Annotated in this window: 25 protein-coding genes; 13 read left to right on the top strand and 12 right to left on the bottom strand. The window is 69.8% G+C overall.

Features of this window, described 5'->3' with window-relative positions:
• Nucleotides 1-8 precede the first annotated feature (8 nt).
• The 8 genes from ACX80J_RS01845 (at nucleotide 9) to ACX80J_RS01810 (ending at nucleotide 5815) form a co-directional block, all read left to right on the top strand.
• On the top strand, nucleotides 9-593 hold the full coding sequence (locus ACX80J_RS01845) for a helix-turn-helix domain-containing protein (protein WP_459345443.1): 585 nt from the start codon (nucleotides 9-11) through the stop codon (nucleotides 591-593).
• Nucleotides 594-729: 136 nt separating this feature from the next.
• Entirely contained in the window at nucleotides 730-1296 is a 567-nt protein-coding gene (locus ACX80J_RS01840; protein ID WP_459346629.1) for a type 1 glutamine amidotransferase domain-containing protein, read from the top strand.
• A gap of 121 nt (nucleotides 1297-1417) precedes the next feature.
• Complete coding sequence (locus ACX80J_RS01835; protein WP_459346628.1) at nucleotides 1418-2467, top strand: ATP-dependent DNA ligase; 1050 nt, start codon at nucleotides 1418-1420, stop codon at nucleotides 2465-2467.
• A 53-nt stretch (nucleotides 2468-2520) separates the two neighbouring features.
• On the top strand, nucleotides 2521-3486 hold the full coding sequence (locus tag ACX80J_RS01830) for a DUF2797 domain-containing protein (protein ID WP_459346627.1): 966 nt from the start codon (nucleotides 2521-2523) through the stop codon (nucleotides 3484-3486).
• Between the two features lie 35 nt (nucleotides 3487-3521).
• On the top strand, nucleotides 3522-3752 hold the full coding sequence (locus ACX80J_RS01825; RefSeq protein ID WP_459346626.1) for a hypothetical protein: 231 nt from the start codon (nucleotides 3522-3524) through the stop codon (nucleotides 3750-3752).
• Between the two features lie 82 nt (nucleotides 3753-3834).
• Nucleotides 3835-4284 carry an FAS1-like dehydratase domain-containing protein gene (locus ACX80J_RS01820; protein ID WP_459346625.1) on the top strand — a complete coding sequence of 150 codons (450 nt, stop codon included), beginning with the start codon at nucleotides 3835-3837 and terminating at the stop codon, nucleotides 4282-4284.
• A gap of 2 nt (nucleotides 4285-4286) precedes the next feature.
• Nucleotides 4287-4727, top strand: coding sequence for a MaoC family dehydratase (locus ACX80J_RS01815; RefSeq protein ID WP_459346624.1), 441 nt, complete (start codon nucleotides 4287-4289; stop codon nucleotides 4725-4727).
• A gap of 8 nt (nucleotides 4728-4735) precedes the next feature.
• A complete protein-coding gene (locus tag ACX80J_RS01810; protein WP_459346939.1) occupies nucleotides 4736-5815 on the top strand; it encodes a UDP-N-acetylmuramate dehydrogenase in 1080 nt (359 codons plus the stop codon).
• A gap of 43 nt (nucleotides 5816-5858) precedes the next feature.
• Here ACX80J_RS01810 and ACX80J_RS01805 read toward each other — a convergent pair whose 3' ends face one another.
• A complete protein-coding gene (locus tag ACX80J_RS01805; RefSeq protein WP_459343886.1) occupies nucleotides 5859-6287 on the bottom strand; it encodes a hypothetical protein in 429 nt (142 codons plus the stop codon).
• A gap of 173 nt (nucleotides 6288-6460) precedes the next feature.
• Between ACX80J_RS01805 and ACX80J_RS01800 the strand changes: the two genes are divergently transcribed.
• Complete coding sequence (locus tag ACX80J_RS01800; RefSeq protein ID WP_459346623.1) at nucleotides 6461-7273, top strand: ANTAR domain-containing protein; 813 nt, start codon at nucleotides 6461-6463, stop codon at nucleotides 7271-7273.
• On the opposite strand, the gene asd is transcribed toward ACX80J_RS01800, so the two are convergent.
• The 8 genes from asd to ACX80J_RS01760 form a co-directional block, all read right to left on the bottom strand.
• The gene (asd, locus tag ACX80J_RS01795; RefSeq protein ID WP_459346622.1) at nucleotides 7270-8409 is read right to left on the bottom strand and encodes an aspartate-semialdehyde dehydrogenase; all 1140 of its coding nucleotides are present in this window, start codon (nucleotides 8407-8409) and stop codon (nucleotides 7270-7272) included. The two genes, ACX80J_RS01800 and asd, sit on opposite strands and share 4 nt — an antisense overlap.
• Before the next feature lie 87 nt (nucleotides 8410-8496).
• A complete protein-coding gene (locus tag ACX80J_RS01790; protein WP_459346621.1) occupies nucleotides 8497-9078 on the bottom strand; it encodes a dihydrofolate reductase in 582 nt (193 codons plus the stop codon).
• Nucleotides 9075-9854, bottom strand: coding sequence for a thymidylate synthase (locus ACX80J_RS01785; RefSeq protein ID WP_459346938.1), 780 nt, complete (start codon nucleotides 9852-9854; stop codon nucleotides 9075-9077). The genes ACX80J_RS01790 and ACX80J_RS01785 overlap by 4 nt, the downstream gene beginning before the upstream one ends.
• 96 nt (nucleotides 9855-9950) lie before the next feature.
• Nucleotides 9951-10730, bottom strand: a complete 780-nt coding sequence (locus tag ACX80J_RS01780; protein WP_459346620.1) for a MerR family transcriptional regulator — start codon at nucleotides 10728-10730, stop codon at nucleotides 9951-9953.
• Between the two features lie 64 nt (nucleotides 10731-10794).
• Nucleotides 10795-11763, bottom strand: a complete 969-nt coding sequence (locus tag ACX80J_RS01775) for an NUDIX hydrolase (RefSeq protein WP_459343881.1) — start codon at nucleotides 11761-11763, stop codon at nucleotides 10795-10797.
• A complete protein-coding gene (locus ACX80J_RS01770) occupies nucleotides 11763-13985 on the bottom strand; it encodes an RNA degradosome polyphosphate kinase (RefSeq protein WP_459343880.1) in 2223 nt (740 codons plus the stop codon). Before ACX80J_RS01770 ends, ACX80J_RS01775 begins: the two co-directional genes overlap by 1 nt.
• A gap of 75 nt (nucleotides 13986-14060) precedes the next feature.
• Nucleotides 14061-15032: a mycothiol synthase gene (gene mshD / locus ACX80J_RS01765; RefSeq protein WP_459346619.1), complete on the bottom strand. Its 972-nt coding sequence runs from the start codon at nucleotides 15030-15032 to the stop codon at nucleotides 14061-14063.
• Nucleotides 15033-15264: 232 nt separating this feature from the next.
• The gene (locus tag ACX80J_RS01760) at nucleotides 15265-15972 is read right to left on the bottom strand and encodes a winged helix-turn-helix transcriptional regulator (RefSeq protein WP_087076965.1); all 708 of its coding nucleotides are present in this window, start codon (nucleotides 15970-15972) and stop codon (nucleotides 15265-15267) included.
• A 184-nt stretch (nucleotides 15973-16156) separates the two neighbouring features.
• On the opposite strand from ACX80J_RS01760, the gene ACX80J_RS01755 reads away from it, so the two are divergent.
• The 4 genes from ACX80J_RS01755 to ACX80J_RS01740 all read left to right on the top strand — a co-directional run bounded on the left by ACX80J_RS01755 (nucleotide 16157) and on the right by ACX80J_RS01740 (nucleotide 19393).
• Nucleotides 16157-16909: a hypothetical protein gene (locus tag ACX80J_RS01755; RefSeq protein WP_459346618.1), complete on the top strand. Its 753-nt coding sequence runs from the start codon at nucleotides 16157-16159 to the stop codon at nucleotides 16907-16909.
• A gap of 207 nt (nucleotides 16910-17116) precedes the next feature.
• Nucleotides 17117-17716, top strand: a complete 600-nt coding sequence (locus ACX80J_RS01750; RefSeq protein ID WP_459343877.1) for a heme-binding beta-barrel domain-containing protein — start codon at nucleotides 17117-17119, stop codon at nucleotides 17714-17716.
• Nucleotides 17717-17828: 112 nt separating this feature from the next.
• Nucleotides 17829-18917, top strand: a complete 1089-nt coding sequence (gene ygfZ, locus ACX80J_RS01745; RefSeq protein WP_459343876.1) for a CAF17-like 4Fe-4S cluster assembly/insertion protein YgfZ — start codon at nucleotides 17829-17831, stop codon at nucleotides 18915-18917.
• Nucleotides 18914-19393, top strand: coding sequence for an ankyrin repeat domain-containing protein (locus tag ACX80J_RS01740; protein WP_459346617.1), 480 nt, complete (start codon nucleotides 18914-18916; stop codon nucleotides 19391-19393). Before ygfZ ends, ACX80J_RS01740 begins: the two co-directional genes overlap by 4 nt.
• A gap of 16 nt (nucleotides 19394-19409) precedes the next feature.
• Here ACX80J_RS01740 and ACX80J_RS01735 read toward each other — a convergent pair whose 3' ends face one another.
• The 3 genes from ACX80J_RS01735 to ACX80J_RS01725 form a co-directional block, all read right to left on the bottom strand.
• Entirely contained in the window at nucleotides 19410-19778 is a 369-nt protein-coding gene (locus ACX80J_RS01735) for a DoxX family protein (protein WP_459346616.1), read from the bottom strand.
• A gap of 78 nt (nucleotides 19779-19856) precedes the next feature.
• Entirely contained in the window at nucleotides 19857-20576 is a 720-nt protein-coding gene (locus tag ACX80J_RS01730; protein ID WP_459343873.1) for a GNAT family N-acetyltransferase, read from the bottom strand.
• Nucleotides 20577-20583: 7 nt separating this feature from the next.
• Nucleotides 20584-21609 carry a 6-phosphofructokinase gene (locus ACX80J_RS01725; RefSeq protein ID WP_459346615.1) on the bottom strand — a complete coding sequence of 342 codons (1026 nt, stop codon included), beginning with the start codon at nucleotides 21607-21609 and terminating at the stop codon, nucleotides 20584-20586.
• Nucleotides 21610-21686: the final 77 nt, after the last annotated feature.

Here is a 21686-nt window from a genome sequence, read left to right as displayed (position 1 = left end):
ATGACTCCATGCCAGCAGATCTCACTCCAGTGCTCGACGCCGTCGGCCCACGACTCCGTGCCCTGCGCACCGAACGGAACCTGACCCTCGGCGAGGTGTCCTCGGCGTGCGGGGTATCCGTCAGCACCCTGTCCAGGCTCGAGTCCGGCCAGAGGCGGCCCAATCTCGAGCTCCTGCTGCCCATCGCGCAGCTCTACGGCGTGCCGCTCGACGACCTCGTCGGCGCGCCTCCCTCCGGCGATCCCCGGGTCCACCTGCGCCCCATCCAGCACCACGGCATGACGGCCATCCCCCTGACCCGGCGGCCGGGCGGCGTGCAGGCGTACAAGCTGGTGCTCGCGGGGAACGCACGCGGCACGGAGCCCGACCTGCGGGTCCATGAGGGCTACGAATGGCTCTACATCCTCAACGGCTCCCTGCGGCTCGTCCTCGCCGACAACGACTTCGTGCTCGGACCCGGCGAGGCGGCAGAGTTCGACACCCACACGCCCCACTGGTTCGCCAGCGCCAACGGGGAGGCGGTCGAGCTCATCAGCCTCTTCGGGCAGCAGGGCGAGCGGATGCACGTGCGCGCCCGGCCGAAGCGGCCGTAGCGGACCGGGCGCGGATCGCGCCCGCAGCGTCATGCCCGGCGGCCCCTCCGCGGGAATTGCTCAGCTTGCTTATCACTTGGGTGCTTCCTAGGGTGGAAGCGGTATGACAGCCACGCTCTACGCAAGGGAGAACAGCATGTCCGAACACAACATCTCAGGCAAGAAAGTCGCATTCCTGCTGACGGACGGGGTGGAGCAGATCGAGCTCACGAGCCCGTGGAACGCGGTCAAGGAAGCGGGCGGTGTCCCCACGCTGGTCTCACCCAAGACCGGGACGCTGCAGGGCTTCGACGGCGTGGACAAGGGTGAGACGTTCGACGTGGATCTCGCGGTGGCCGACGCCACGGCGGACGACTTCGACGCCCTGGTCCTGCCGGGCGGCGTGGTCAACGCGGACTTCCTGCGTGTGGACAAGGACGCCCAGGCCTTCACCCGGGCATTCTTCGAACAGCACAAGCCGGTGGCGTCCATCTGCCACGGGCCCTGGCTGCTGATCGAGGCCGGAGTGGTCAGCGGGCGCGACCTGACGTCCTACCACACGCTCGCCACCGACCTGAAGAACGCCGGCGGCAACTGGAGCGACGAGGAAGTGGTGGTGGACCAGGGCCTCGTGACCAGCCGCAACCCCGGGGACCTCGACGCCTTCAACGACAAGCTCCTCGAGGAGATCGAGGAAGGGCCGCACGAGGGCCAGACCCCCTAGTCCGCCCGTCATCTCCCGTGGATCGCGCCCGCAGCTCCGTGCTGCCTCCCGGTGCCCGGACGGGTGCGATGCCCAGCTCCCCGCATAGCCAAGCAGGCTCTCCATGGGACAGGATCAGGGCATGACGAACCTGCCGTTTCCCGTCCAGCCGATGCTCGCGAAGGCCGTGGACGCCGTCCCCGAGCCGGACGGCGTCCCGGGCGGCCTGCTCTACGAGCCGAAATGGGACGGCTTCCGGGCGATCGTGAGGATCGAGGACGGCACCTGCGAGATCGGGAGCCGCGGCTCGAAGATGCTCACCCGCTACTTCCCCGAACTCGTCGACGCGCTGCTCGAGAACCTCCCCGGGCGCTGCGTCGTCGACGGTGAGATCGTGGTGCGCCAGGGCGAGCACGGCGCGGAGAGGCTGGACTGGGAGGCCCTGTCCCAGCGCATCCACCCGGCGGAGAGCAGGGTACGCCTCCTCGCGGGGCAGACGCCGTCGTCGTTCATCGCCTTCGACCTCCTCGGCATCGACGACAACGACCTGACGGGCGTGCCCTTCAGCCGGCGGCGAACGGCGCTCGAAGGCATCGGGGAATCCTTCTCCGCGCCGGTCCACCTGTCGCAGGTCACGCACGACGTCGAACTCGCCCGGCGCTGGCTCGTGGAGTTCGAGGGCGCCGGACTGGACGGTGTCGTGGCGAAGCCCCTCGCGGCGGCGTACGGGCCGAACAAGCGGCTCATGCTCAAGGTCAAGCACCATCGCAGCGCCGACGTCGTGGTACTCGGGTACCGGGTGCACAAGTCCGGCCAGGGTGTCGGCTCCCTGCTGCTCGGCCTGTTCGACGACGGCGGCGAGCTGCGGAACGTGGGCGGCATCTCGGCCTTCTCCGACAAGCGGCGCCTGGAGCTCGTGGACGAGCTGGAGCCCGACGTGATGCGTGACGACACCGGCGAGGTGCAGCTCGGCGCGACCGAGCGCAGCCGTTTCGCCTCCGCGAAGGACGTGTCCTACATCCGGCTGGAGCCCCGGCGGGTCGTCGAGGTGCGGTACGACCAGATGGAGGGCGACCGCTTCCGCCACACCGTCCAGTTCGAACGGTGGCGGCCCGACCGCGAGGCGCGCTCCTGCACCTTCGAGCAGCTCGAGATCCCCGCGGCCTACGACCTCAGCAAGGTGCTCGCCTGAGCCGCCCGGGTTCCGCGGACCGCACCGCCGCTCCGCCTCTCTAGGCTGGAGGGATGAACCCCACCCACCTCTGCAGCGGCGTCGCCTGGCACGCCGCGGGTCCCGTCCTGTCGCTGCACCCGGTGCCTCCGGAGAAGGGGCCCGAGGAACCGTCCGGGGCGCCCGCGGACGGCGGAGCGCGCGGCGACGGGCGATGGGACCTCGACCTCCCCGGGAGGAAGCTGGCCTTCGAGGTTTCGGAGGAGGGGAGGTTCTGCCTGGGGTTCCAGCGCGTCCATGGACGCGACGACCGCACCCGGGTGCCCTGCGCGGACCAGGCGCGGGCCGAACGCGGTTACCAGTGCATCCGGTGCCTCGCCCAGGACGACGTCCGTTTCATGCACGACATCCATCGCTCCGGCATCGCTCCGGCCGGGCTCAAGCGGTACCTCGATCAGCCGCACTGGCTGTACGTCGCGACGTTCGCGGATGGTTCGAGCAAGGTCGGCACGGCGTCGGATCCGCGGAAGCGGGCGCGCCTCGTGGAACAGGGCGCCATTGTCGCGCAGTTCGTCGCCCATGCGGCCGACGGGCGGATCGTCCGGATCCTCGAGGACGAGGTGACCCGCACGGTCGGCCTGCAGCAGGCCGTGAGGTCCGGGACCAAGGCGGCATCCCTGTGCGCGCCGCTGCCCTTCGCGCGGCTCGAATCCATCAACGACGGCTTCGCCCTGGCTGCCCGGGGGCTGCTCGAGGCCGGAATGGGCATCGATGGCTTCGAGGTGGTGCACGAGGAGTTCGACCCGCCGCCGTCGTGGTCCGCCGTCCTCGGCCTGACTGGACTGCAGCCGTACCCGCAGCCCCTCGGGACCGGGCAGCACGGGTTCATCATCCGGGAGGTGGTCGGCCCGTCGGCCCTGGTCTCGATCGAGGGCACGGATCTGGTGTTCGTCGCGGACCTCGCCCGGCTCAAGGGCAGGCGGCTGCGCCTCGGGGACTTCAGCACACCGGTACCCGCCGTGCAGGAAGCCCTCTTCTGAGCAACGCGCCCCACCGCCGGCAGTAGAATCGGATCATGCTGAATACGCCCTGGGAGACCGGCTCGGACCTGTACCGACGGCTGGTGGTCTCGGCACTGGTGACCACGGCGATCGGCATCCTCATCGCCGTGGTCGGTGCCGCGACGGACCGGCCCGGTCTCGTCGTCACGGGCATCCCGATCATCGTGGTCGGCATGGTGTGCCACCTCGCAGGCATGGTCGTCCGCGCACGCGACGTCCGACGCCGCAGGACGGACACGCGCTGACCGGAGCGCCGATCGACGCCGACCCCCAGATTCCGCACCAGGCCTACCCGCAACGCCCGACCCCGCTTCCACCGGAGGATCCATGACCATCGACCCAGACCTGCAGGGACGCAGCTATCCCGCGGGAGACACCTACTCCGTGGGACGCGAGGCCATCCGCGACTTCGCCCGGGCCGTCAAGGCCACCCACGCGGCGCACTACGACGTCGACGCCGCGGCAGCGCTCGGGTACCGGGACCTCGTGGCCCCGCCCACGTTCGCCATCATCGTGGCCCAGCGTGCCGACGCCCAGCTCATCAGTGATCCGAGCGCGGGCATCGACTTCACCCGCGTGGTCCACGCCGACCAGCGCTTCGTCCACCACCGCCCCATCCTCGCCGGGGACGAACTCGTCGCCGAACTGCACGTGGACTCCGTGCGCTCCATGGGCGGCGGAGCGATGATCACCACGCGCGCCGAGATCTCGACCGTCGACGGCGAGCCGACGGCCACGTCCACCTCATCCATCCTCGTGCGCGGAGAGGACCAGTAACCATGGCAGTATCAGCAGCTTCCCTCGAGGTCGGCCAGCAGATCGGCTCCACCACGATCGGCATCACCCGGCAGGACCTCGTGCGGTATGCCGGTGCCTCCGGAGACCTCAACCCGATCCACTGGAACCAGTCCTTCGCGGAGGGCGTCGGGCTTCCCGGCGTCATCGCGCACGGGATGTTCACGATGGGTGCGGCGGTGCAGCTCGTGACCGACTGGAGCGGCGACCCGGCCGCCGTCGTCGACTACCAGACTCGCTTCACCAAGCCGGTGATCGTCGAGGACACGACGGCGCAGCCCGGCGAGCCCGGCGCGGTCGTCGAGGTGACCGGCGTGGTCGGTGCGATCGATACCGAACGGTCGACGGCGCGCATCGACCTCACCGTGACGTTCGCCGGGCAGAAGGTCCTCGTCAAGGCCCAGGCCGTGGTGAAACTCCCGTGACCGTCCCCGTGACGGGCACGCGCCTCGCGGACCTCACGACGGCCCGCGTGGGAGGGCCTGCGCGTACTCTCGTGGAAGCGTCGACGGAAGCCGAGATCGTCGAGGCGGTCCGCGCCGCCGATGCCGCGGGGGAGCCGCTCCTGATCGTCAGCGGGGGCTCGAACCTCCTCATCGGTGACGACGGTTTCGACGGGACGGTCGTCCACATCACCTCCACCGGCTTCACGGTGAACGACGACGACGCCACCTGCGGCGGCGTCATGGTCAAGGTGCAGGCAGGCCAGGACTGGGACGAGCTCGTCCGGTACACGGTGATGCACGCGTTCTCCGGGCTCGAGGCACTCTCGGGCATCCCCGGCTCCACCGGGGCCACGCCCGTCCAGAACGTCGGGGCGTACGGATCGGACGTGTCCCAGACGATCGCCACCGTGCGGACGTACGACCGCGAGACGGACAGCATCAGGAGCTTCACCAACTTCGAGCTGAAGTTCGGCTACCGGGACTCCCTCCTCAAGCAGAGCACCGTCGACGGGTCGCCCCGCTACGTGGTGCTGTCGGTCGAGTTCCAGCTGGGACTGGGCCGCAGGAGCAAGCCGGTCCGGTACGCGGAACTCGCTCGCGCCCTGGGGATCGAGGTGGGCGCCCGAGCCTACGCGAACGACGTGCGCCGCGAGGTGCTGAAGCTGCGGGCCGGCAAGGGCATGGTGCTCGACGCCTCCGACCCCGACACCTGGAGCACGGGATCGTTCTTCACCAATCCCGTCGTCGCCCAGGAGACTGCGGACCGTCTGCCGGCGGAGGCCCCCCGGTACCCGTCCGGCGCCGACGGCCGGGTGAAGCTCAGCGCGGCCTGGCTGATCGAGCACGCCGGGTTCTCGAAGGGCTTCGGCCTGGGCGCCGACGACGGGCACGCTGCGGCAGGAGGGCGGGCATCGCTGTCCAGCAAGCACACGCTGGCCGTCACCAACAGGGGAGGCGCCTCGGCGTCGGACCTCCTGGCCGTTGCAGGGCTCGTGCGGGACGGGGTCGAGCGCACCTTCGGCATCCGGCTGGAACCGGAGCCGCTGCTCATCAACTGCACGCTCTGAGCAGCCCGGCCCACGCCGGCCGGGCCGTTCCGTCCCGGTGCTCCTAGAGCGCGGGGGAGCGTCGTGCCTGCTCAGCGGCGGCGCGCGTGAGGACGACGTCGCCCCAGCTGTCCTCGCGCTGCACGAGCCGCCGCGAGCACAGCCACTGGGCCAGACGGGACGCCACGCTGATCTGGGCGAGGCGATCGTGGAAATCGGGCAGCAGCTGGGGGGCAGCGAGGAAGTCCGGCAGGGCATGCAGCAGTTCCCGGGCGCCCATCACCTGGACGTAGGGGGCGGCTGTGCCGAACTGCCGCTCCAGCTCGAGCAGCTCGCGCTCGTCGGATGCCAGACGGGTGACGGCTCCGTGCTCGAGGTAGTCCCGGAGGTGGCACTGCACCCGCTCGTAGCGCAGGAGGCTCTCCGGGTGCCGCACGTGGCTGCTGCCCGCGAAGAAGCGCTTGAGGATGGTGTCTGCGTTCACGGGGTCCATGCGCACATCCTTCCGCTGCCCACCGACCTTTTCCCGCTCCGCGACAACCGCGGGATGTACCGGCGGGATGCACCGGCGGAATGTCCGGAATACTGGATAGCATCGGATGTTCGTACGACCGCACGTCACGGGACCGGCCCGGTGGACGATCGTCCCGGGCGAGGAGGACTGGAATGGCGGAACAGGGGAGTGGAATGGCCGAGCAGCAGCACGTCGTGCGGCGTCGTCCCGTCGGTGCGGCCGATGCCCTTCGCGCACGTACCTTCGAGGCGACGACCCTGGCCTACTCGCTGATGGACACGGATTTCGTCATCCTGGACGTCAATACGGCGTTCGCGGAGGCGACGGGGATGGCGCGGGATGAACTCGTCGGGCGCCAGGCGTTCGAGGTCTTCCCAGAGAACCCGGTACAGTCCGACGATGCCCCGGCACGCACCATGCGCCAGTCGCTGGAACGGGTCATCTCGACCCGGCAGCGCGACAGCATGCACATCCACCGCTACGACATCCCCGACCCCGACCAGCCGGGCGCTTTCGTGGAGCGCTACTGGAGCCCGGTCAACATCCCCGTGTTCGACGACGACGGGGAGCTGATCGCCATCCTCCAGCAGGTGGAGGACGTGACCGACTACCGTGAGGACCTCGTCAAGGTGCTCGGCTACCTGCAGGAGCCCACGCCGGGAACCTCGAGCGAGACCTCACGCCGCTTCGTGGAGTATGCCGCGACCGCCATGGCGCATTCCAGCCTCTACCACTCGGCCCGCCGTGAGGTGGAGCAGCTGCAGGAGGCGCTCACGTCCCGTGGAGTCATCGACCAGGCGAAGGGCATCCTGATGGTGCGGTACCGGTGCGGGAGCGACGAGGCGTTCCAGCGCCTCAAGCAGATGTCGAACGACAGCAACGTGCGGCTCCGGGATGTCGCCACCGCCCTGATCTACCAGGTGTCCGCGCCGGGCTCTGCGTCCGCTGGAAGCGGGGAGTCCTAGAGGTTCCCGGTGGCGATCATCAGCATCCGGCGGAGCGGTTCCGCCGCGCCCCACAACAGCTGGTCGCCCACCGTGAAGGCGCTGATGTAGTCCGGGCCCATCTCGAGCTTGCGGACGCGCCCCACGGGGATCTCCAGCGAGCCCGTCGCGGCGATCGGCGTCAGACCTGCGAGGGTGTCCGTCTTGGTGTTCGGGATGACGCGCACCCACTCGTTGTCCGCGGCGATGATCGACTCGATCTCGCTGACCGGCAGGTCCTGGGTCAGTTTGAGGGTCAGGGCCTGGGAGTGGGACCTCATGGCGCCCACACGGACGCACAGGCCGTCGAAGGGGATGCGGGTGTCGGTGCCGAGGATCTTGTTGGTCTCCGCACCGGCCTTCCACTCCTCCTTCGACTGGCCGTTGCCGAGGTCGCTGTCGATCCAGGGGATCACGGACCCGGCGAGGGGTACACCGAACTGGGTTGCCTCGAGGCTCGGGTGCCGCTGCTTCGTGAGGATGGCGCGGTCGATGTCGAGGATCGCGGACGCGGGGTCGTCCAGGTTGATGGCCACCGTGCTGTGGAGGGCGCCGAACTGCGTGAGGAGTTCGCGCATGTGGCGGGCACCGCCACCCGAGGCCGCCTGGTAGGTCATGGACGTGCCCCACTCCACGAGCCCGTTGCGGAAGAGCCCGCCCAGGCCCATGAGCATGCAGGAGACCGTGCAGTTGCCGCCGATGAAGTCGCGGATGCCACTGGCGAGGCCGGCATCGATGGCGGACCGGTTGACCGGGTCGAGCACGATGATGCTGTCCTGCTCCATGCGCAGGGTGGATGCGGCGTCGAGCCATAGCCCGGACCAGCCGGAGTCGCGCAGCTTGGGGTACACCTCGGAGGTGTAGTCGCCGCCCTGCGCGGTCACGATGATCGGCAGCTTGGCGAGCGTCTCGACGTCGTACGCGTCCTGGAGCGTCCCGGCGCCCTCGGCGAACGAGGGAGCGGCGCCACCGGCGGCGGACGTCGAAAAGAACACGGGGTTGATGCGGGCGAGATCGCCCTCGTCCTGGAGTCGCTGCATGAGGACCGAGCCCACCATGCCGCGCCATCCCACGAATCCGACGGATGGCAGGGCGGAACTCTCGGGTACTGAAGTCATGCCCTCCAGTTTAGGGGCGAGGATCCCGTCCGGTCCCCTTTGTGACTGAGGCCTCCCTCACGCCTGCCGGGCGCCTCGGTCCGGCAGTCACCGGCCGGCCGGAGCCGGCTGGCCCTGCCGCACCCAGAGGCTGATCCGGTACCGGGTCCCGTTCGACGATTCCAGCCACCCGGACTCCGGGGTCAGCGCGGCGAGCGCCCAGTCGGTTCCGAGGGCGGGAGCCACGGTGTCGCCGTCCACGGAGGACTCGACCACGGTGACGAGGGCGGCGTTGGCGCGGTGCAGGGCGTCGGCGTACACCCGGCCGCCGCCGATGACCCAGATCTCCTCGGCTCCCGGGCTGGCCTGTGCGGCCTCGAAGGCGGCATCGAGCGAATCGACGACGATCGCGCCCGGCAGGTCCGCGGACCCGGCACGGGAAAGGACGATGTTGGTGCGGTCCGGCAGGGGCCGGAACTTCTCGGGGAAGGACTCCCAGGTGCGGCGGCCCATGATCACGGGATGCCCCGTCGTCGTGGCCCTGAAGTGTGCCATGTCCTCCGGCAGGTGCCACGGGATCCCGCCGTCCCTGCCGATGACGCCGTTCTCGGTCTGGGCCCAGATCATGCCGACCACCGGGCGTGACCCGACGGCGTCGGGCACGCTCAGGGGGGCGGGGGCCTCACTCATACCGCCACCGGAGCCTTGATGGCGGGGTGGTGCTGGTAGTCGACCACGTCGAAATCCTCCAGGGTGTAGTCGAAGATGCTGGCGGGTTTCCGCTTCAGGTGGACGCGCGGGTACGGGTACGGCTGGCGGGACAGTTGTTCGGTGACCTGCTCCACGTGGTTGTCGTACACGTGGACGTCGCCGCCGGTCCAGATGAACTCGCCCGGTTCCAGGCCGGTCTGCTGCGCGACCATCAGGGTCAGCAGTGCGTAGGAGGCGATGTTGAAGGGGACGCCGAGGAAGGTGTCCGCGGACCGCTGGTACAGCTGGCAGGACAGACTGCCCGGACCGCCGTCGGCGCCGGGGGTCACGTAGAACTGGAAGAAGACGTGGCAGGGAGGCAGCGCCATGTCGGAGATCTCCGAGACGTTCCACGCCGAGACGAGGTGCCTGCGCGAGTCGGGATTCGTCTTCAGCCCTTCGACGACCTGGGCGATCTGGTCGATGTGCCCGCCGTCGGGCGTCGGCCAGGACCGCCACTGGACGCCGTAGACAGGGCCGAGTTCGCCGTCGTTGTCCGCCCACTCGTCCCAGATGGATACGCCGCGCTCCTGCAGCCAGCGCACGTTCGAGTCACCGCGGAGGAACCAGAGCAGTTCGAGGGCCACGGACTTGAAGTGCACGCGCTTGGTGGTGATGAGCGGGAAGGACTCGCGGAGGTCGAACCGCAGCTGCCGGCCGAAGACGCTCCGGGTTCCGGTGCCCGTCCTGTCGCTCTTGGCTGCGCCGTTCGCCATCACATCGCGCAGCAGATCCTCGTAGGGGGTGGGGATGGGGGTGCTCACCCGGCCAGTCTACGCAACCGAACCGAGCCCGGATCGTCGGGGTCCCTGCTACGCGGGGTGGCTTCCTGCGAATGCTCGGATGGCGTCCCGTACGAATTCCGCGCCGGGGATGCCCCCGTAGTTGCGGGCGAACCGTTCGTCGGTGGCATACATGTCGCCGTAGCTCGTGAAGTGTTCGGCCGAGACCGGCGCCCCGGTTGCTGCAGCGGACAGGTTGAGCCAGTCGAGGTGTCGTGACACGATCGCCTGCACCACGTCGCTGTCCGGTGATAGACCCGCGTCGCGTGCGGCGCCATAATCCTGCGCGATGCGGCGGTGCTGCTCCGCGAAGGCCTTCTTCTCGGTGTCCGTCTTCGACCGCCACCATCGGTCTCCTGAGGCATAGGCTTCGCTGCCCCATCGTTCCTCGACCTCGTCCCTGTAGAGGGTGTGGTCGAACCCGTCGAACATGTCTTCCGGCATGATGTGCCTGCCCTCTTCCTGTGCAGCGATGGTGGTCCGGACCGACCGTATCTGTCGTTCGATCCGCTGTTGTTCCTGGGTCAGCCATGCGAGGTGGGAGCGGAGCGCCGGCACTGCCTGATCCTGATGCTCCAGGACCCGCGCGATCTCGGGGAGCCCGAGCCCGAGCTCCCTCAGCATGAGGATGCGTTGGAGGCGAACGAGGGCATCCCGGTCGTAGTAGCGGTAGCCGTTGGGACCCAGACGGCTCGGCCTCAGCAGTCCGAGCTGGTCGTAGTGACGCAGCGTTCGGCTGGTCGTGTTGGCAAGCCGCGCTAGCTCATGGATCGGCCAATCCACGGGAACCGGAGAGTCGAGAGCGGTCATGCCACCAGTTTCGACCTTGCCGTAGCGTCAAGGTCAAGAGGGCGCGAGACCCGCCCGGCGCCGGTCAGTCGTCGTAGGCGCGGAACTGCTCCACCGAGACGATGCACCCGGCGTTGAAGCTGCTGACCTGGCAGATCACGGCCTCGCCCGGCGCCAGGTAGGGGTCGTCGGCGGGGAGGAGCTTCCGTAGCCTGCTCGTCATGTGGCTGCCGAGGACCGAGAACACGAGCGGGAGCACCGGTCGGTGCGTGCAGACGGCGACCGGGCGGCGCTTGTCGAAGACCCGCTCGACGGCGTTCCGGGTGCGGCCGGGCCTGCGGGCGGCGTCGTGCTCGGTGAGGGCGTCCACGAGCTTCAGTTTCGCGCTGCGCTGGTGCACGTAGGGGGAGATGGTCTGCACGCAGCGCTCCCAGGGGCTGCTCACCACGCGTTCGGGGCTCCAGGCCTGCAGCAGCCGGCTGACCGCGACGGCCTGCCGGCGGCCGGTCGCGGCCAGCGGCCGCTCGCCCTCGGCCCTGCTCCACGAGGACCGGGGTTTCGCCTTCGCGTGCCGGACGACGATCAGCGGCCAGGTCTGCAGGTCCTTGGCCCGGTGCGCCTCGAGGAGGGCGTCGAGGGGTTCGATGTCGGACGGATTGGACAGCAGTTCACGCGCCTTCTCCGGCGACACCCACTCGGCCCGATCCACTTCCTTGCCGTCAGGGGCAGCGATCAGCCGTTCGGCCCGGGCCGCCCAGTAGTGCACCACCTTGTCGCGGGAGGACACCGGGTAGCTGATCGTGGCGAGCGGGATGCCCAGCGTGACGCTCAACCCCACCTCCTCGAACGTCTCACGGACGGCGCACTCCGGCGTCGTCTCGCCCGGATCGAGCTTGCCCTTCGGCCAGGACCAGTCCTTGTACCGGGGCCGGTGGATGATGAGGAGCTCGAGTTCGCCTTTCCCGAGCCGCCAGCAGAGCGTTCCGGCAGCCACCACGGCGGCACCGCTTGCCTGCACCGCGGCGGCGGGGGCGACTTTCGTGGGCGCGGCCATCAGCGGCGCGACACCGCACGCTGGCGGGCCCGGGAGGCGAGCAGCCAGGACTGGATGTCCTCGAGCGGCGCGCCGTCGTCGTCCTTGTGGTGGCGCGTCCAGCAGCCGGTCTCGTCGAGGTGCCAGCTGGAGACCGCGGGGTTCATGTAGCGGTCCATGAGCGTCATCAGGTAGGAGATGTCCTCCGGCGAGCTCAGCTGCACGAGGGCCTCGACGCGGCGGTCCAGGTTGCGGTGCATCATGTCGGCCGAGCCGATGAAGACCGCCGGTTCGCCGCCGTTCGCGAACGCGAACACGCGGGAGTGCTCCAGGAAACGGCCGAGGACGGAGCGGACGGTGACGTTCTCGCTGAGGCCCGGGACGCCCGGCCGCACCGAGCAGATGCCGCGGACGATCACGTCGACCTGGACACCCGCCTGGGATGCGCGGTACAGCGAGTCGATGATCGCCTCGTCCACCATCGAGTTCACCTTGATCACCACGCGCGCCGCGAGGCCCGCGTGCTTGTTGGCGATCTCACGCTCGATGCGGTCGATCAGGCCCGAGCGCACGGAGCGCGGAGCGACGAGGAGCCGCTTGAAGGTGGACTTCGGTGCATACCCGGAGAGCTGGTTGAACAGCCGCGACAGGTCCTGGCCCACCTGCTCGTTGGCCGTGAGCAGTCCCAGGTCCTCGTAGTACCGCGCCGTGCGCGGGTGGTAGTTGCCGGTGCCGATGTGACAGTAGCGTCGCAGCCCGTCGATTTCCTGCCGCACCACGAGCGAGAGCTTGCAGTGCGTCTTGAGGCCCACGATCCCGTAGACCACGTGCACGCCGGCCTGCTCGAGCTTGCGGGCCCAGGAGATGTTGGCCTGCTCGTCGAAGCGGGCCTTGATCTCCACGAGCGCGAGGACCTGCTTGCCCGCCTCTGCGGCGTCGATCAGGGCGTCGACGATGGGGGAGTCGCCCGACGTCCGGTACAAGGTCTGCTTGATGGCCTGCACCTTCGGGTCGGCGGCGGCCTGCTCCAGAAAGGCCTGGACCGACGTCGAGAACGAGTCATACGGGTGGTGCAGCAGGATGTCCCGGCGGCGCATCGCCGCGAAGACGTTCGCCGCCTTGGAGGTCTCGCTCTCGTTGAGGTACCGGCTCGTGTGCGGGACGTGCTTCGGGTAGTGGAGGTCGCCCCGGTCGATGCCGGCGATGACGCTGAGCCCGCGCAGGTCCAGGGGCGCGGGCAGGTTGTAGACCTCGTCCTCCTCGACGCCGAGTTCGCGGGACAGGAGCGCCCGGATGCTCGGGTTGATGTCCGTGGTCACCTCGAGGCGCACGGGCGGGCCGAAGCGGCGGCGCAGCAGCTCCTTCTCGAGGGCCTGCAGGAGGTTCTCGGCGTCGTCCTCCTCGACCTCGAGGTCCTCGTTGCGTGTGACGCGGAACAGGTGGTGTTCCAGGACCTCCATGCCCGGGAAGAGCTGATCCAGGTGGACGGCGATGACCTCCTCCAGCGGGATGAAGCGGGCGACGCGTCCGGCGACGTTGCCGGCGCGGGGTCCGTCGACGGACATCAGGCGCGGCAGCTGGTCGGGCACCTTGACACGCGCGAACAGCTCCTTCTCGCTGATCGGGTTGCGCACCACGACGGCGAGGTTCAGGGACAGCCCGGAGATGTAGGGGAAGGGGTGCGCGGGGTCCACGGCGAGGGGCGTGAGGATCGGGAAGACCTTCTCGGCGAAGATCTTGTGGAGCTCGGCCCGGGCGGGCTCGTCGAGCTCCTCCCACGTGGTGAGGTGGATCTGCTCCCGGGCGAGGGCCGGCCGGATGTGCTCGGCGAAGACGGCCGCGTGGCGCTGCTGCAGCTGGTAGCCGTCCTGCATGATCTTCTCGAGCTGCTCGATGGGGCTCAGGCCGGCCGCGGAGGGGACTGCGAGGCCCGTGGCGATCCGGCGTTTCAGTCCGGCGACGCGGACCATGAAGAACTCGTCCAGGTTGGACGCGAAGATGGACAGGAAGCTGACGCGCTCGAGGAGGAAGAGGTCGGGGTCCTCGGCGAGTTCGAGGACGCGGGCGTTGAAGTCGAGCCAGCTGATCTCGCGGTCCAGGAAGCGGTCCGGCCGGATGTCGCCGGACGGCAGGAGGCTGGGAGCGAAGTCCGGGATGTCGATGCGGTCCTGGGTCGCCCTGGCCGGCGCCGTCTCGGAAGATCCGTACAGTGACGCTCCCCGGCGTTTTGTCTCTGAATCCATTGCGTCTCCTGCGGCGTGGGCGGGCGTTAGCGAGCGCGCCGCTCGGACCAGCCGGGGGGCGCCTCGAAAATAACCTTACAAGGTGGGTTGCGGCGCCTTGCCCGCGTACATCACGTCCACGTCCCAGCGGGTGAAGCCGAGCTTCCGGTACAGGGCGACGGCGGCGGTGTTGTCGGCGTCGACGTACAGCATGATGGCCTGCAGTCCCTTGCCGTGGAGGTACTCGATCCCGGCGATGGTGAGGGCCTTTCCGAGGCCCATGCCCTGGGCTTCCGGCGTGACGCCGACCACGTACACCTCGCCCATGGGCGGGTGGGCGCCGATCCCGGGATGGATCTTCGTCCAATGGAAGCCGAGCAGGGTGCCGTCCTCCTCGCGCACCGCCAGCAGGAACCCGTCGGCGTCGAACCAGTCCTCGTCCATCCGTGCCTCGAGGTCGGCGCGCGTCGTGGCGCCCTGCTCGGGGTGGTGGGCGAACGCGGCCGCGTTGGCGGCGAGCCACGCCTCCTCGTCCTGGCCGCGGACGAACGCCCGCAGGGCCACTCCCTCGGGAAGTTGCAGTGCGGGGACGGACTGTTCGACGGCGGCACGCGTCAGGCGCATGCGCCACAGCTCCCGCACGGGTTCGAACCCGAAGCGCGCGGCGAGGTCGGCGGCAGCGGAGTGGTTCCCGTGCGACCAGCCCCGGAGGTTGGGGATGCCCTCGGCCAGGACGGCCTCGATGAGCGCGGTTCCGGCGCCCTCGCCGCGGCCGTCGGGTGCGACGACGAGTTCGAGCACCGCGCCGTCCTCGGCGCCGCGGGTGATGACGGCGACGCCCGCCAGTTCACTCTCCTGCTGCCCGGAGGTCCGTGCCGTGACGACCAGCAGCCGGTCCCCGGCGTCCTGCGCCCGGAGGGTCACCAGGGTCTGTTCGGACAGCGGCGGATTCCCGTCCGCCTCGGTGGCGGCCGATGCGAGGCGGTGGATCTCCTCGAGGGCGGCGGGCGACGGGGCGCCCTCGATCCTGTCGACGGACCAGGTGGGGGCGTGCTGCGCGGCTGTCATGCGCCCAGCCTAGTCCCCGCTCCTTTCCGGCGTTTTGGTCGAGCGGCCGGCGTGGGGTAGTGTCGGTAACTGCTCGAGGGGGATGCACCAGTGGGGTGCCCGCGATACGTTCGACCCGTATGTCCTCCACCAGGGTCCGGCCCCCAGGACCGGATACGCGAAAGCCCCCTTCACCAGCAGGTGGAGGGGGCTTTCGCGTGGTGTCGGGTCGTGGTGTCGCCGAGGTGCCGTGTCAGGCGTCCTGGTTGACCGGGCTGCGGTCCTCCGGCAGCCGCGTCAGCGTGAAGCGGTAGCCGACGTTCCGCACCGTCCCGATCAGCTGCTCGTGGTCCGCTCCCAGCTTCGCCCGGAGGCGCCGGACGTGGACGTCGACGGTGCGCGTGCCGCCGTAGTAGTCGTAGCCCCATACCTCGTGCAGGAGCTGGTCCCGGGTGAAGACGCGGCCCGGATGCTGCGCCAGGTACTTGAGGAGCTCGAACTCCTTGTACGTCAGGTTCAGCGGCTCGCCGCCGACCCTCGCCGTGTAGCTGGCCTCGTCGATCACGACGCCGGACGCGTGGATCTCGGTGCTCGTCTCCTCGCTCGCCGCCGTCGACCGCGCGATGACGAGGCGCAGCCGCGCCTCCACTTCCGCCGGGCCGGCCGAATCGAGGACGACGTCGTCCGCCAGCCAGTTGGCCGCCACCGCCGCCATGCCGCCTTCGGTGAGGACCAGGACCAGGGGCGCGCTCAGGCCGGTGGCCTTGAGGAGCTGGGTGAGGGAACGGGCGCCGACCAGGTCCTTGCGCGCGTCCACCAGGACGACGTCGCAGGGTTCGGTCTCGAGGAGTGCCGTGGGCTCGGCCGCCAGGATGTGCACCTTGTGGTTGAGCAGTTCGAGGGCCGGCAGGATGTCGACCGACGAGCCGGTGGTGTTGGTGAGCATCAAGATGTGCGGCATGGGTCCTCCACGGATCGGGTATGCGCATCATCGGGCAGCGGTGCCCTCGTTCCCGGAACCGGTGGCGAGGGCGGTAGAGATTTCGACAAGTATAGCCGCAGCCATGTGATCGGACGCACGTGCGCGGCCTGCCGGCGCGGGCCGGTTTTCCCGTCCGAAGAACCGGTAGGGCAGTATTGCTGGAGTGAAGAGGACGAGCGTGGCCACTGCGGCCGGAGCCGCGGCCGTGGCGGCAGGCGCCATCGTCGCGTCCTCGTACGCCTCCCCGCTCATCACTGCCATCACCGCAGGGGCAGCGTGCGTCCTGGCCGCCATCGGGTGGCCTGCCATCCTTCGTGTCCCCGCCAGGAAGAGCCAGTCGGCGGCCATCGGGCTCAGTGCCCTGCTCGCCATGGTCCTGACGGCCACCGTGCCCGGGCCGGCCTTCCTGACGTGGTTCCCGGCGTCCGTGGCGCTCGGTGTCGGCGCGGTCTTCATGATCCAGCTCCTGCGCGGGACGGGCCAGAGCCACCGCCTGGAGTCCACCCTCGGGGCCAGTGCGGGGGTCATCGCCGTCGGCATGGGCTCCGGCTGGGCCGCGGCGGACCGCCTGGCCGCCAATGCGGCCGATTCCGGCATGATGCTCGTGACCGGGGTCAGCATCCTCGTCGCGATCGCGGTCTCCCTCCTGCCATTCCCGGACCGGCTCGTGGCCCCCGCCGCCCTCGCCCTCGCGGCGCTCGCCGGGCCCCTCGGCGCACTGCTCTTCACCGACGTGCCCGCGCTCGCCGCGGCAGTGGTGGGACTCGCCTGCGGTGCCATCATCGCCGGGACACGACGGCTCCTGGTCGGACGCGAAGCGCCGCTGGACCCTCTCGCGGCCGTGGCGGCAGGCATCACCCCGGTGCTCGCGATCGGCTCCGTGGTCTACTTCCTCGACAAGCTCTTCCTGTCCTGAGCACGGATCAGGCCACTCGTGCCCTCCCATGCTGCGTCCTGTGCCGTCCGGAGCGGGCGTTAGGATGGAAGCATGTCCATCCTTGCTCTTGAAATCTTCTTCATCTCGCTGCTGGTCGTCGCCGGTCTCGGCATGGCGGGTTTCGCAGCCCTCGTCATCACGCGCCTGTACAAGGGCCAGAAGTAGCCGACTGACCCCGGAGTACCCATGTCGATTGACCTGCCCACCGACCTGACGCCCGAGCTCGTCCCACTGTCGTGGCTCCTCGGAACCTGGGAGGGGACCGGGATGCTCGGTGAGGGCACCGCCGACTCGGAGCGCTTCTCGCAGCGCGTCGTGTTCTCCCAGAACGGCCTCCCGTACCTGCAGTACAGCGCCGAATCGTGGCTCATCGACGAGCAGGGCGCGCAGTTGCGCCCGCTCTCGGTCGAGACGGGCTTCTGGGCGCTCGACCGCAAGCTGAACGACGCCGACGTCGGCCCCGGCCTGAGCCCCGCGGACATCGTCCCGGCCCTCAAGACCGCCGACGAGGTCGAGCAGTTCCGCAACGACGCCGGTGGCTTCGACATCACGGCCACCATCGTCCACCCCGGCGGTATCGCCGAGCTCTACTACGGGAGCATCAAGGGCCCGCAGATCCAGCTCAGCACGGACCTCGTGATGCGCGGCCAGCACTCCAAGGAGTACACCGCCGCCACCCGCCTGTTCGGCCTCGTGGAGGGCAACCTGTACTGGCGCTGGGACGTCGCCGCGGACGGCAACTCGCTCGAGGCGCATGCCTCCGCCATCCTGAAGAAAGCCTCCTGACCGCGGAGCACCCGGCCGTCGCGTCCCCGCGGGGTCGCGTACCTCCGCGCGGCCACGCCGCACTTCATCAGCTGACGCAGGAATAGTCCTGCCCGGAAGGCGTTATACCGTCATGATCCCAAGCCCGCTCCTGAGCCGTCCCGGTGCCGTCGAGGGTGGCGGACCGGACGCCGGCGTCGCCGCCCACTACGGCGACCCCTTCCGTGAACAGCGTCTCCTCGCCGACGGTCAGGCAGTCGTCGACCTCTCGCACCGCGGCGTCGTGACGGTCTCCGGTCCCGACCGCCTCAGCTGGCTCAACACACTGTCCTCGCAGCTGCTCCTCGGCCTCCGGCCCGGACAGAGCTCCGAGACGCTGCTCCTCACCGTGCAGGGCCGCATCGAGCACTCGGTCCATGTCGTGGACGACGGCGCCGTCGCCTGGCTCATCACCGAGGGGAGCGAGGCGGCGCCGCTCGCCGCCTGGCTCGAGCGCATGAAGTTCATGCTCCGCGTCGAGGTCACGGACGCCACCGATGCCTGGGCTGTCCTCGGCGCGACCCGGGCCCTGCCCGAACTGGGCGATGACGTCCTCGTCTGGGACGATCCCTGGCCCTCCACCGGGGCCGGTGGCTATGCCTACTCGACGGTCGACGACGCCGGACACCCCGGACGGGAACGGCCCTGGTTCGAGTACCTCGTGCCGCGCGACGGTCTGGAAGCGGCAGTCGCCTCCTCGGGGCTCGCCCTGGCCGGTTCACTCGCGGCCGAGGCCCTGCGCATCGCCGCCTGGCGGCCCCGGCACGGCTTCGAGACGGACGAGAAGACGATCCCCCACGAACTCGACCTCCTGCGCACCGCCGTGCACCTCGCGAAGGGGTGCTACAAGGGGCAGGAGACCATCGCGCGCGTCCACAACCTCGGTCACCCGCCACGCCGGCTGACCTTTCTCCACCTCGACGGCAGCCAGCACACGCTTCCGGCCGTAGGGAGCGCCGTCCTCAGCGAGGGCCGCACCGTGGGCCGCGTGACGTCGGTCGGCCACCACTACGAGATGGGGCCCATCGCCCTCGCCGTGCTCAAGCGCTCCGCCGACGCGTCCGCCGACCTCCTGGTGCAGGACGGCGAGGAGCTGTACGCCGCCGGCCAGGAGGTCATCGTGGCACCGGATGCCGGGCAGGTCGTCGGGCGGGCCACCGGATTCCTGAGGGGGCCGCGATGAGCGCCGGGAACGACGGCGGTGCGGGCCCGAACGGTGACGCCGTCGTGCACACCGACAGTAGGGACGGCGACGCGGGACCGGATGGTACCGGCGACGACGCGGGGGCGGCGGCCGCGATCGCCCTGGCCCACGCGCTGTTCGATGCTGCACGCCAGGGGGACAGCGGGCTCCTGGCGCGGTACCTCGACGCAGGAGTGCCGGTCACGCTGACCAACACCGCCGGCGACAGCCTGCTCATGCTCGCCGCCTACAACGGGCACCCGGCCATCGTGCGCGACCTCCTGGGCCGCGGCGCCGATGCCGACCAGGCCAACGACCGCGGGCAGACACCCCTGGCGGGCGCCGTCTTCAAGGGGCACACGGACGTGGTCCGGCTCCTTGTGGACGCCGGAGCGGACCCCGACGCGGGGACTCCGTCCGCCCGTGCCGCTGCCGAGATGTTCGGCCGGACGGAGCTCGTCGAGCTGTTCGGCTAGCTGTACCGACCGCTGCCTACAGGGCCCACCCGGTGGCGCGTCCCCAGGCCACGAACAGCGCGAGCAGCAGAGCCACGATGTTGATGGTGAATCCCTTCTCGCCCCGCGAGAGGTGGAACGCGATCGACAGCGCCATGATCAACGCCAGCCCGATTGCTGCCGCCGGGATCAGGAACGTGGCCACCCGGAAGATGCCGGGGAGGATCAGCCCCAGAGCACCCAGGATTTCGAACACACCAGCGGTGCGCGCGTAGCCCGGCTTGTCCTTCGCCCACGTCAGCCCCTGGGACACCAGCTTGTCGATGGGCTGGAAGGTCTTCATGGCACCGGCAGCGAGGAAGAAGGCTGCCAGGACGCCGGCCACGATCCACAGTGCGATATTCATGACTTCTCCTCCCGAAGCCCCGACAGGGTAAGCATGCTCCCCTCGGGCTGCCTTGGCTACAGTTTCGCCCGGAGCGGGTCAGCGATCGAGCAGCACCGACGTCTGCGTCCCGGCGAAGGCGAACCCCGCACGGCGGGCGGTCCGCTGGGATGCGGTGTTGTCGGTCCTTGCGCGCCACTGCGGGACCAGTCCTGCGGCCATGGCCTCCTCGACGGCCACGGCGGTGATGCGCCGGGCGTGGCCCTTCCGTCGATGCTCGGGCGGCGTGAGGACCGCGAGATGGGCCAGGATGCCCTCCCAGATGTCGTAGCCCGCGCCGGCCAGGGGAGTCGGTTCGTCCGACTCCTGGTCGCCCTCGTCGACGAGGACGAACGGGTGCTCCAGGCCGCTGAGGTCCGCCTCCGCGACGTCGTCGGGCGGGCACAGCCGCTCGAGCGCCCGGACGAGGCCGGCCTCGCTGGACACGACGGCCGACGGACCCTCGAACGCGGGCAGGGCGTCGCAGAAGTAGAGCTGCGCCTCGCCGAGGCCGCGCCCGCCATGGTTCCGGCTGAGCGTGAGCAGGGTCGAGGAGCTGCGCAGTTCCAGGGCTGGTAGGTGCCTCCCCGCGTCGACGGCCCACGCTGGGCCCCGAAGGACCTCCCGGCCGAACAGTGTCACGAACGTCAGGACGGAGGCGTCGTCGTCGATGCTGTACAGGCGATTCTCGCCGCCGTCGGCGAGCGCGCCGTCGTCGAGCCCCAGCAGACGCGACCAGGCGAGCTGGATGATCGAGACCGTGCCGGGGTCGAGTTCCACGGGGACCTCAGCCGAACAGGATCGCGGCTTCGTCGTAGCGGTGCTGCGGAACCCGCTTGAGGTTGCCGAGCGCCGCCTCGAAGCCGACATGCGCGATCTCGGTGCCGTGGAGGGAGACCATGGTGCCCCACAGCTCGTCCTTCACGGAGTCGACGGCGGCCATCCCGAGGCGGGTGGCGAGCACGCGGTCGAACGACGTCGGGACGCCGCCGCGCTGGATGTGGCCGAGGATGGTCGCGCGGGTCTCGATGCCCGTGCGTGCTTCCAGCTCCGGCGCGAGCTGGTCGGCGATGCCGCCCAGACGAGGCCGGCCGAACGTGTCCAGGCCGCGCTCGGAGTGCGCCTGCTCCATGTGGGAGGGCACGAAGCCCTCGGCGACGACGACGAGGGGCGCGCGTCCTCGGGCGTTCGCGGTGGCGACCCACTCGGCGATCTGCTCGATGCTGGTCTGCTGCTCGGGGATCAGGATGGCGTGGGCGCCCGAGGCCATGCCGGCGTGCAGGGCGATCCAGCCCACGTGCCGGCCCATGACCTCGGCGATCATGCAGCGGCTGTGCGACTCGCCGGTGGTGCGGAGCCGGTCGATCGCCTCGGTCGCGATCTGGACAGCTGTGTCGAAACCGAAGGTGTAGTCGGTGGCATCGAGGTCGTTGTCGACCGTCTTGGGGACTCCGACGATCTTCAGGCCGAGGTCCGTGAGCCGCTTCGCCGCGGCGAGGGTGCCTTCGCCGCCGATCGCGATCATCGCGTCGATGCCGAGGCGCGCCATGTTGTCCTTGATGGCCTCCGCGCCGCCCTTGCCCTCGAAGGGGTTGGTGCGCGAGGTGCCGAGGATCGTGCCGCCCTGCTTGGAGATGCCGCGCACGGCGTGGCGGGGAAGGTCGATGATGTCGCCCTCGACGACGCCACGCCAGCCATCCCGGAATCCGACGAACTCCTGCTCGTGCACCTTGATGCCCTTGAGCACCGCGCCGCGGATGACGGCATTCAGCCCGGGGCAGTCGCCGCCGCTGGTGAGGATTCCGATCTTCATGTGGCTGGGGTTCCTTCGACGAGGGGTGGATGGTCCTTGAGGAGCACGCCGTCGGGCCCAGCTATGATTCTAGACAC

The sequence above is a fragment of the Arthrobacter rhamnosi genome, from assembly GCF_054510975.1.
The sequence above is the reverse complement of the archived record's forward strand: the minus strand, read 5'-3'. Positions and strand labels throughout refer to the sequence as shown.

Bases quoted from the DNA above. Each gene is read 5' to 3' on its own strand.
- ACX80J_RS01845 (WP_459345443.1), top strand. From the start codon at position 9: ATGCCAGCAGATCTCACTCCAGTGCTCGACGCCGTCGGCCCACGACTC.
- ACX80J_RS01840 (WP_459346629.1), top strand. From the start codon at position 730: ATGTCCGAACACAACATCTCAGGCAAGAAAGTCGCATTCCTGCTGACG.
- ACX80J_RS01835 (WP_459346628.1), top strand. From the start codon at position 1,418: ATGACGAACCTGCCGTTTCCCGTCCAGCCGATGCTCGCGAAGGCCGTG.
- ACX80J_RS01830 (WP_459346627.1), top strand. From the start codon at position 2,521: ATGAACCCCACCCACCTCTGCAGCGGCGTCGCCTGGCACGCCGCGGGT.
- ACX80J_RS01825 (WP_459346626.1), top strand. From the start codon at position 3,522: ATGCTGAATACGCCCTGGGAGACCGGCTCGGACCTGTACCGACGGCTG.
- ACX80J_RS01820 (WP_459346625.1), top strand. From the start codon at position 3,835: ATGACCATCGACCCAGACCTGCAGGGACGCAGCTATCCCGCGGGAGAC.
- ACX80J_RS01815 (WP_459346624.1), top strand. From the start codon at position 4,287: ATGGCAGTATCAGCAGCTTCCCTCGAGGTCGGCCAGCAGATCGGCTCC.
- ACX80J_RS01805 (WP_459343886.1), bottom strand. From the start codon at position 6,287: ATGGACCCCGTGAACGCAGACACCATCCTCAAGCGCTTCTTCGCGGGC.
- ACX80J_RS01800 (WP_459346623.1), top strand. From the start codon at position 6,461: ATGGCGGAACAGGGGAGTGGAATGGCCGAGCAGCAGCACGTCGTGCGG.
- asd (WP_459346622.1), bottom strand. From the start codon at position 8,409: ATGACTTCAGTACCCGAGAGTTCCGCCCTGCCATCCGTCGGATTCGTG.
- ACX80J_RS01790 (WP_459346621.1), bottom strand. From the start codon at position 9,078: ATGAGTGAGGCCCCCGCCCCCCTGAGCGTGCCCGACGCCGTCGGGTCA.
- ACX80J_RS01785 (WP_459346938.1), bottom strand. From the start codon at position 9,854: ATGGCGAACGGCGCAGCCAAGAGCGACAGGACGGGCACCGGAACCCGG.
- ACX80J_RS01780 (WP_459346620.1), bottom strand. From the start codon at position 10,730: ATGACCGCTCTCGACTCTCCGGTTCCCGTGGATTGGCCGATCCATGAG.
- ACX80J_RS01775 (WP_459343881.1), bottom strand. From the start codon at position 11,763: ATGGCCGCGCCCACGAAAGTCGCCCCCGCCGCCGCGGTGCAGGCAAGC.
- ACX80J_RS01770 (WP_459343880.1), bottom strand. From the start codon at position 13,985: ATGGATTCAGAGACAAAACGCCGGGGAGCGTCACTGTACGGATCTTCC.
- mshD (WP_459346619.1), bottom strand. From the start codon at position 15,032: ATGACAGCCGCGCAGCACGCCCCCACCTGGTCCGTCGACAGGATCGAG.
- ACX80J_RS01760 (WP_087076965.1), bottom strand. From the start codon at position 15,972: ATGCCGCACATCTTGATGCTCACCAACACCACCGGCTCGTCGGTCGAC.
- ACX80J_RS01750 (WP_459343877.1), top strand. From the start codon at position 17,117: ATGTCGATTGACCTGCCCACCGACCTGACGCCCGAGCTCGTCCCACTG.
- ygfZ (WP_459343876.1), top strand. From the start codon at position 17,829: ATGATCCCAAGCCCGCTCCTGAGCCGTCCCGGTGCCGTCGAGGGTGGC.
- ACX80J_RS01740 (WP_459346617.1), top strand. From the start codon at position 18,914: ATGAGCGCCGGGAACGACGGCGGTGCGGGCCCGAACGGTGACGCCGTC.
- ACX80J_RS01735 (WP_459346616.1), bottom strand. From the start codon at position 19,778: ATGAATATCGCACTGTGGATCGTGGCCGGCGTCCTGGCAGCCTTCTTC.
- ACX80J_RS01725 (WP_459346615.1), bottom strand. From the start codon at position 21,609: ATGAAGATCGGAATCCTCACCAGCGGCGGCGACTGCCCCGGGCTGAAT.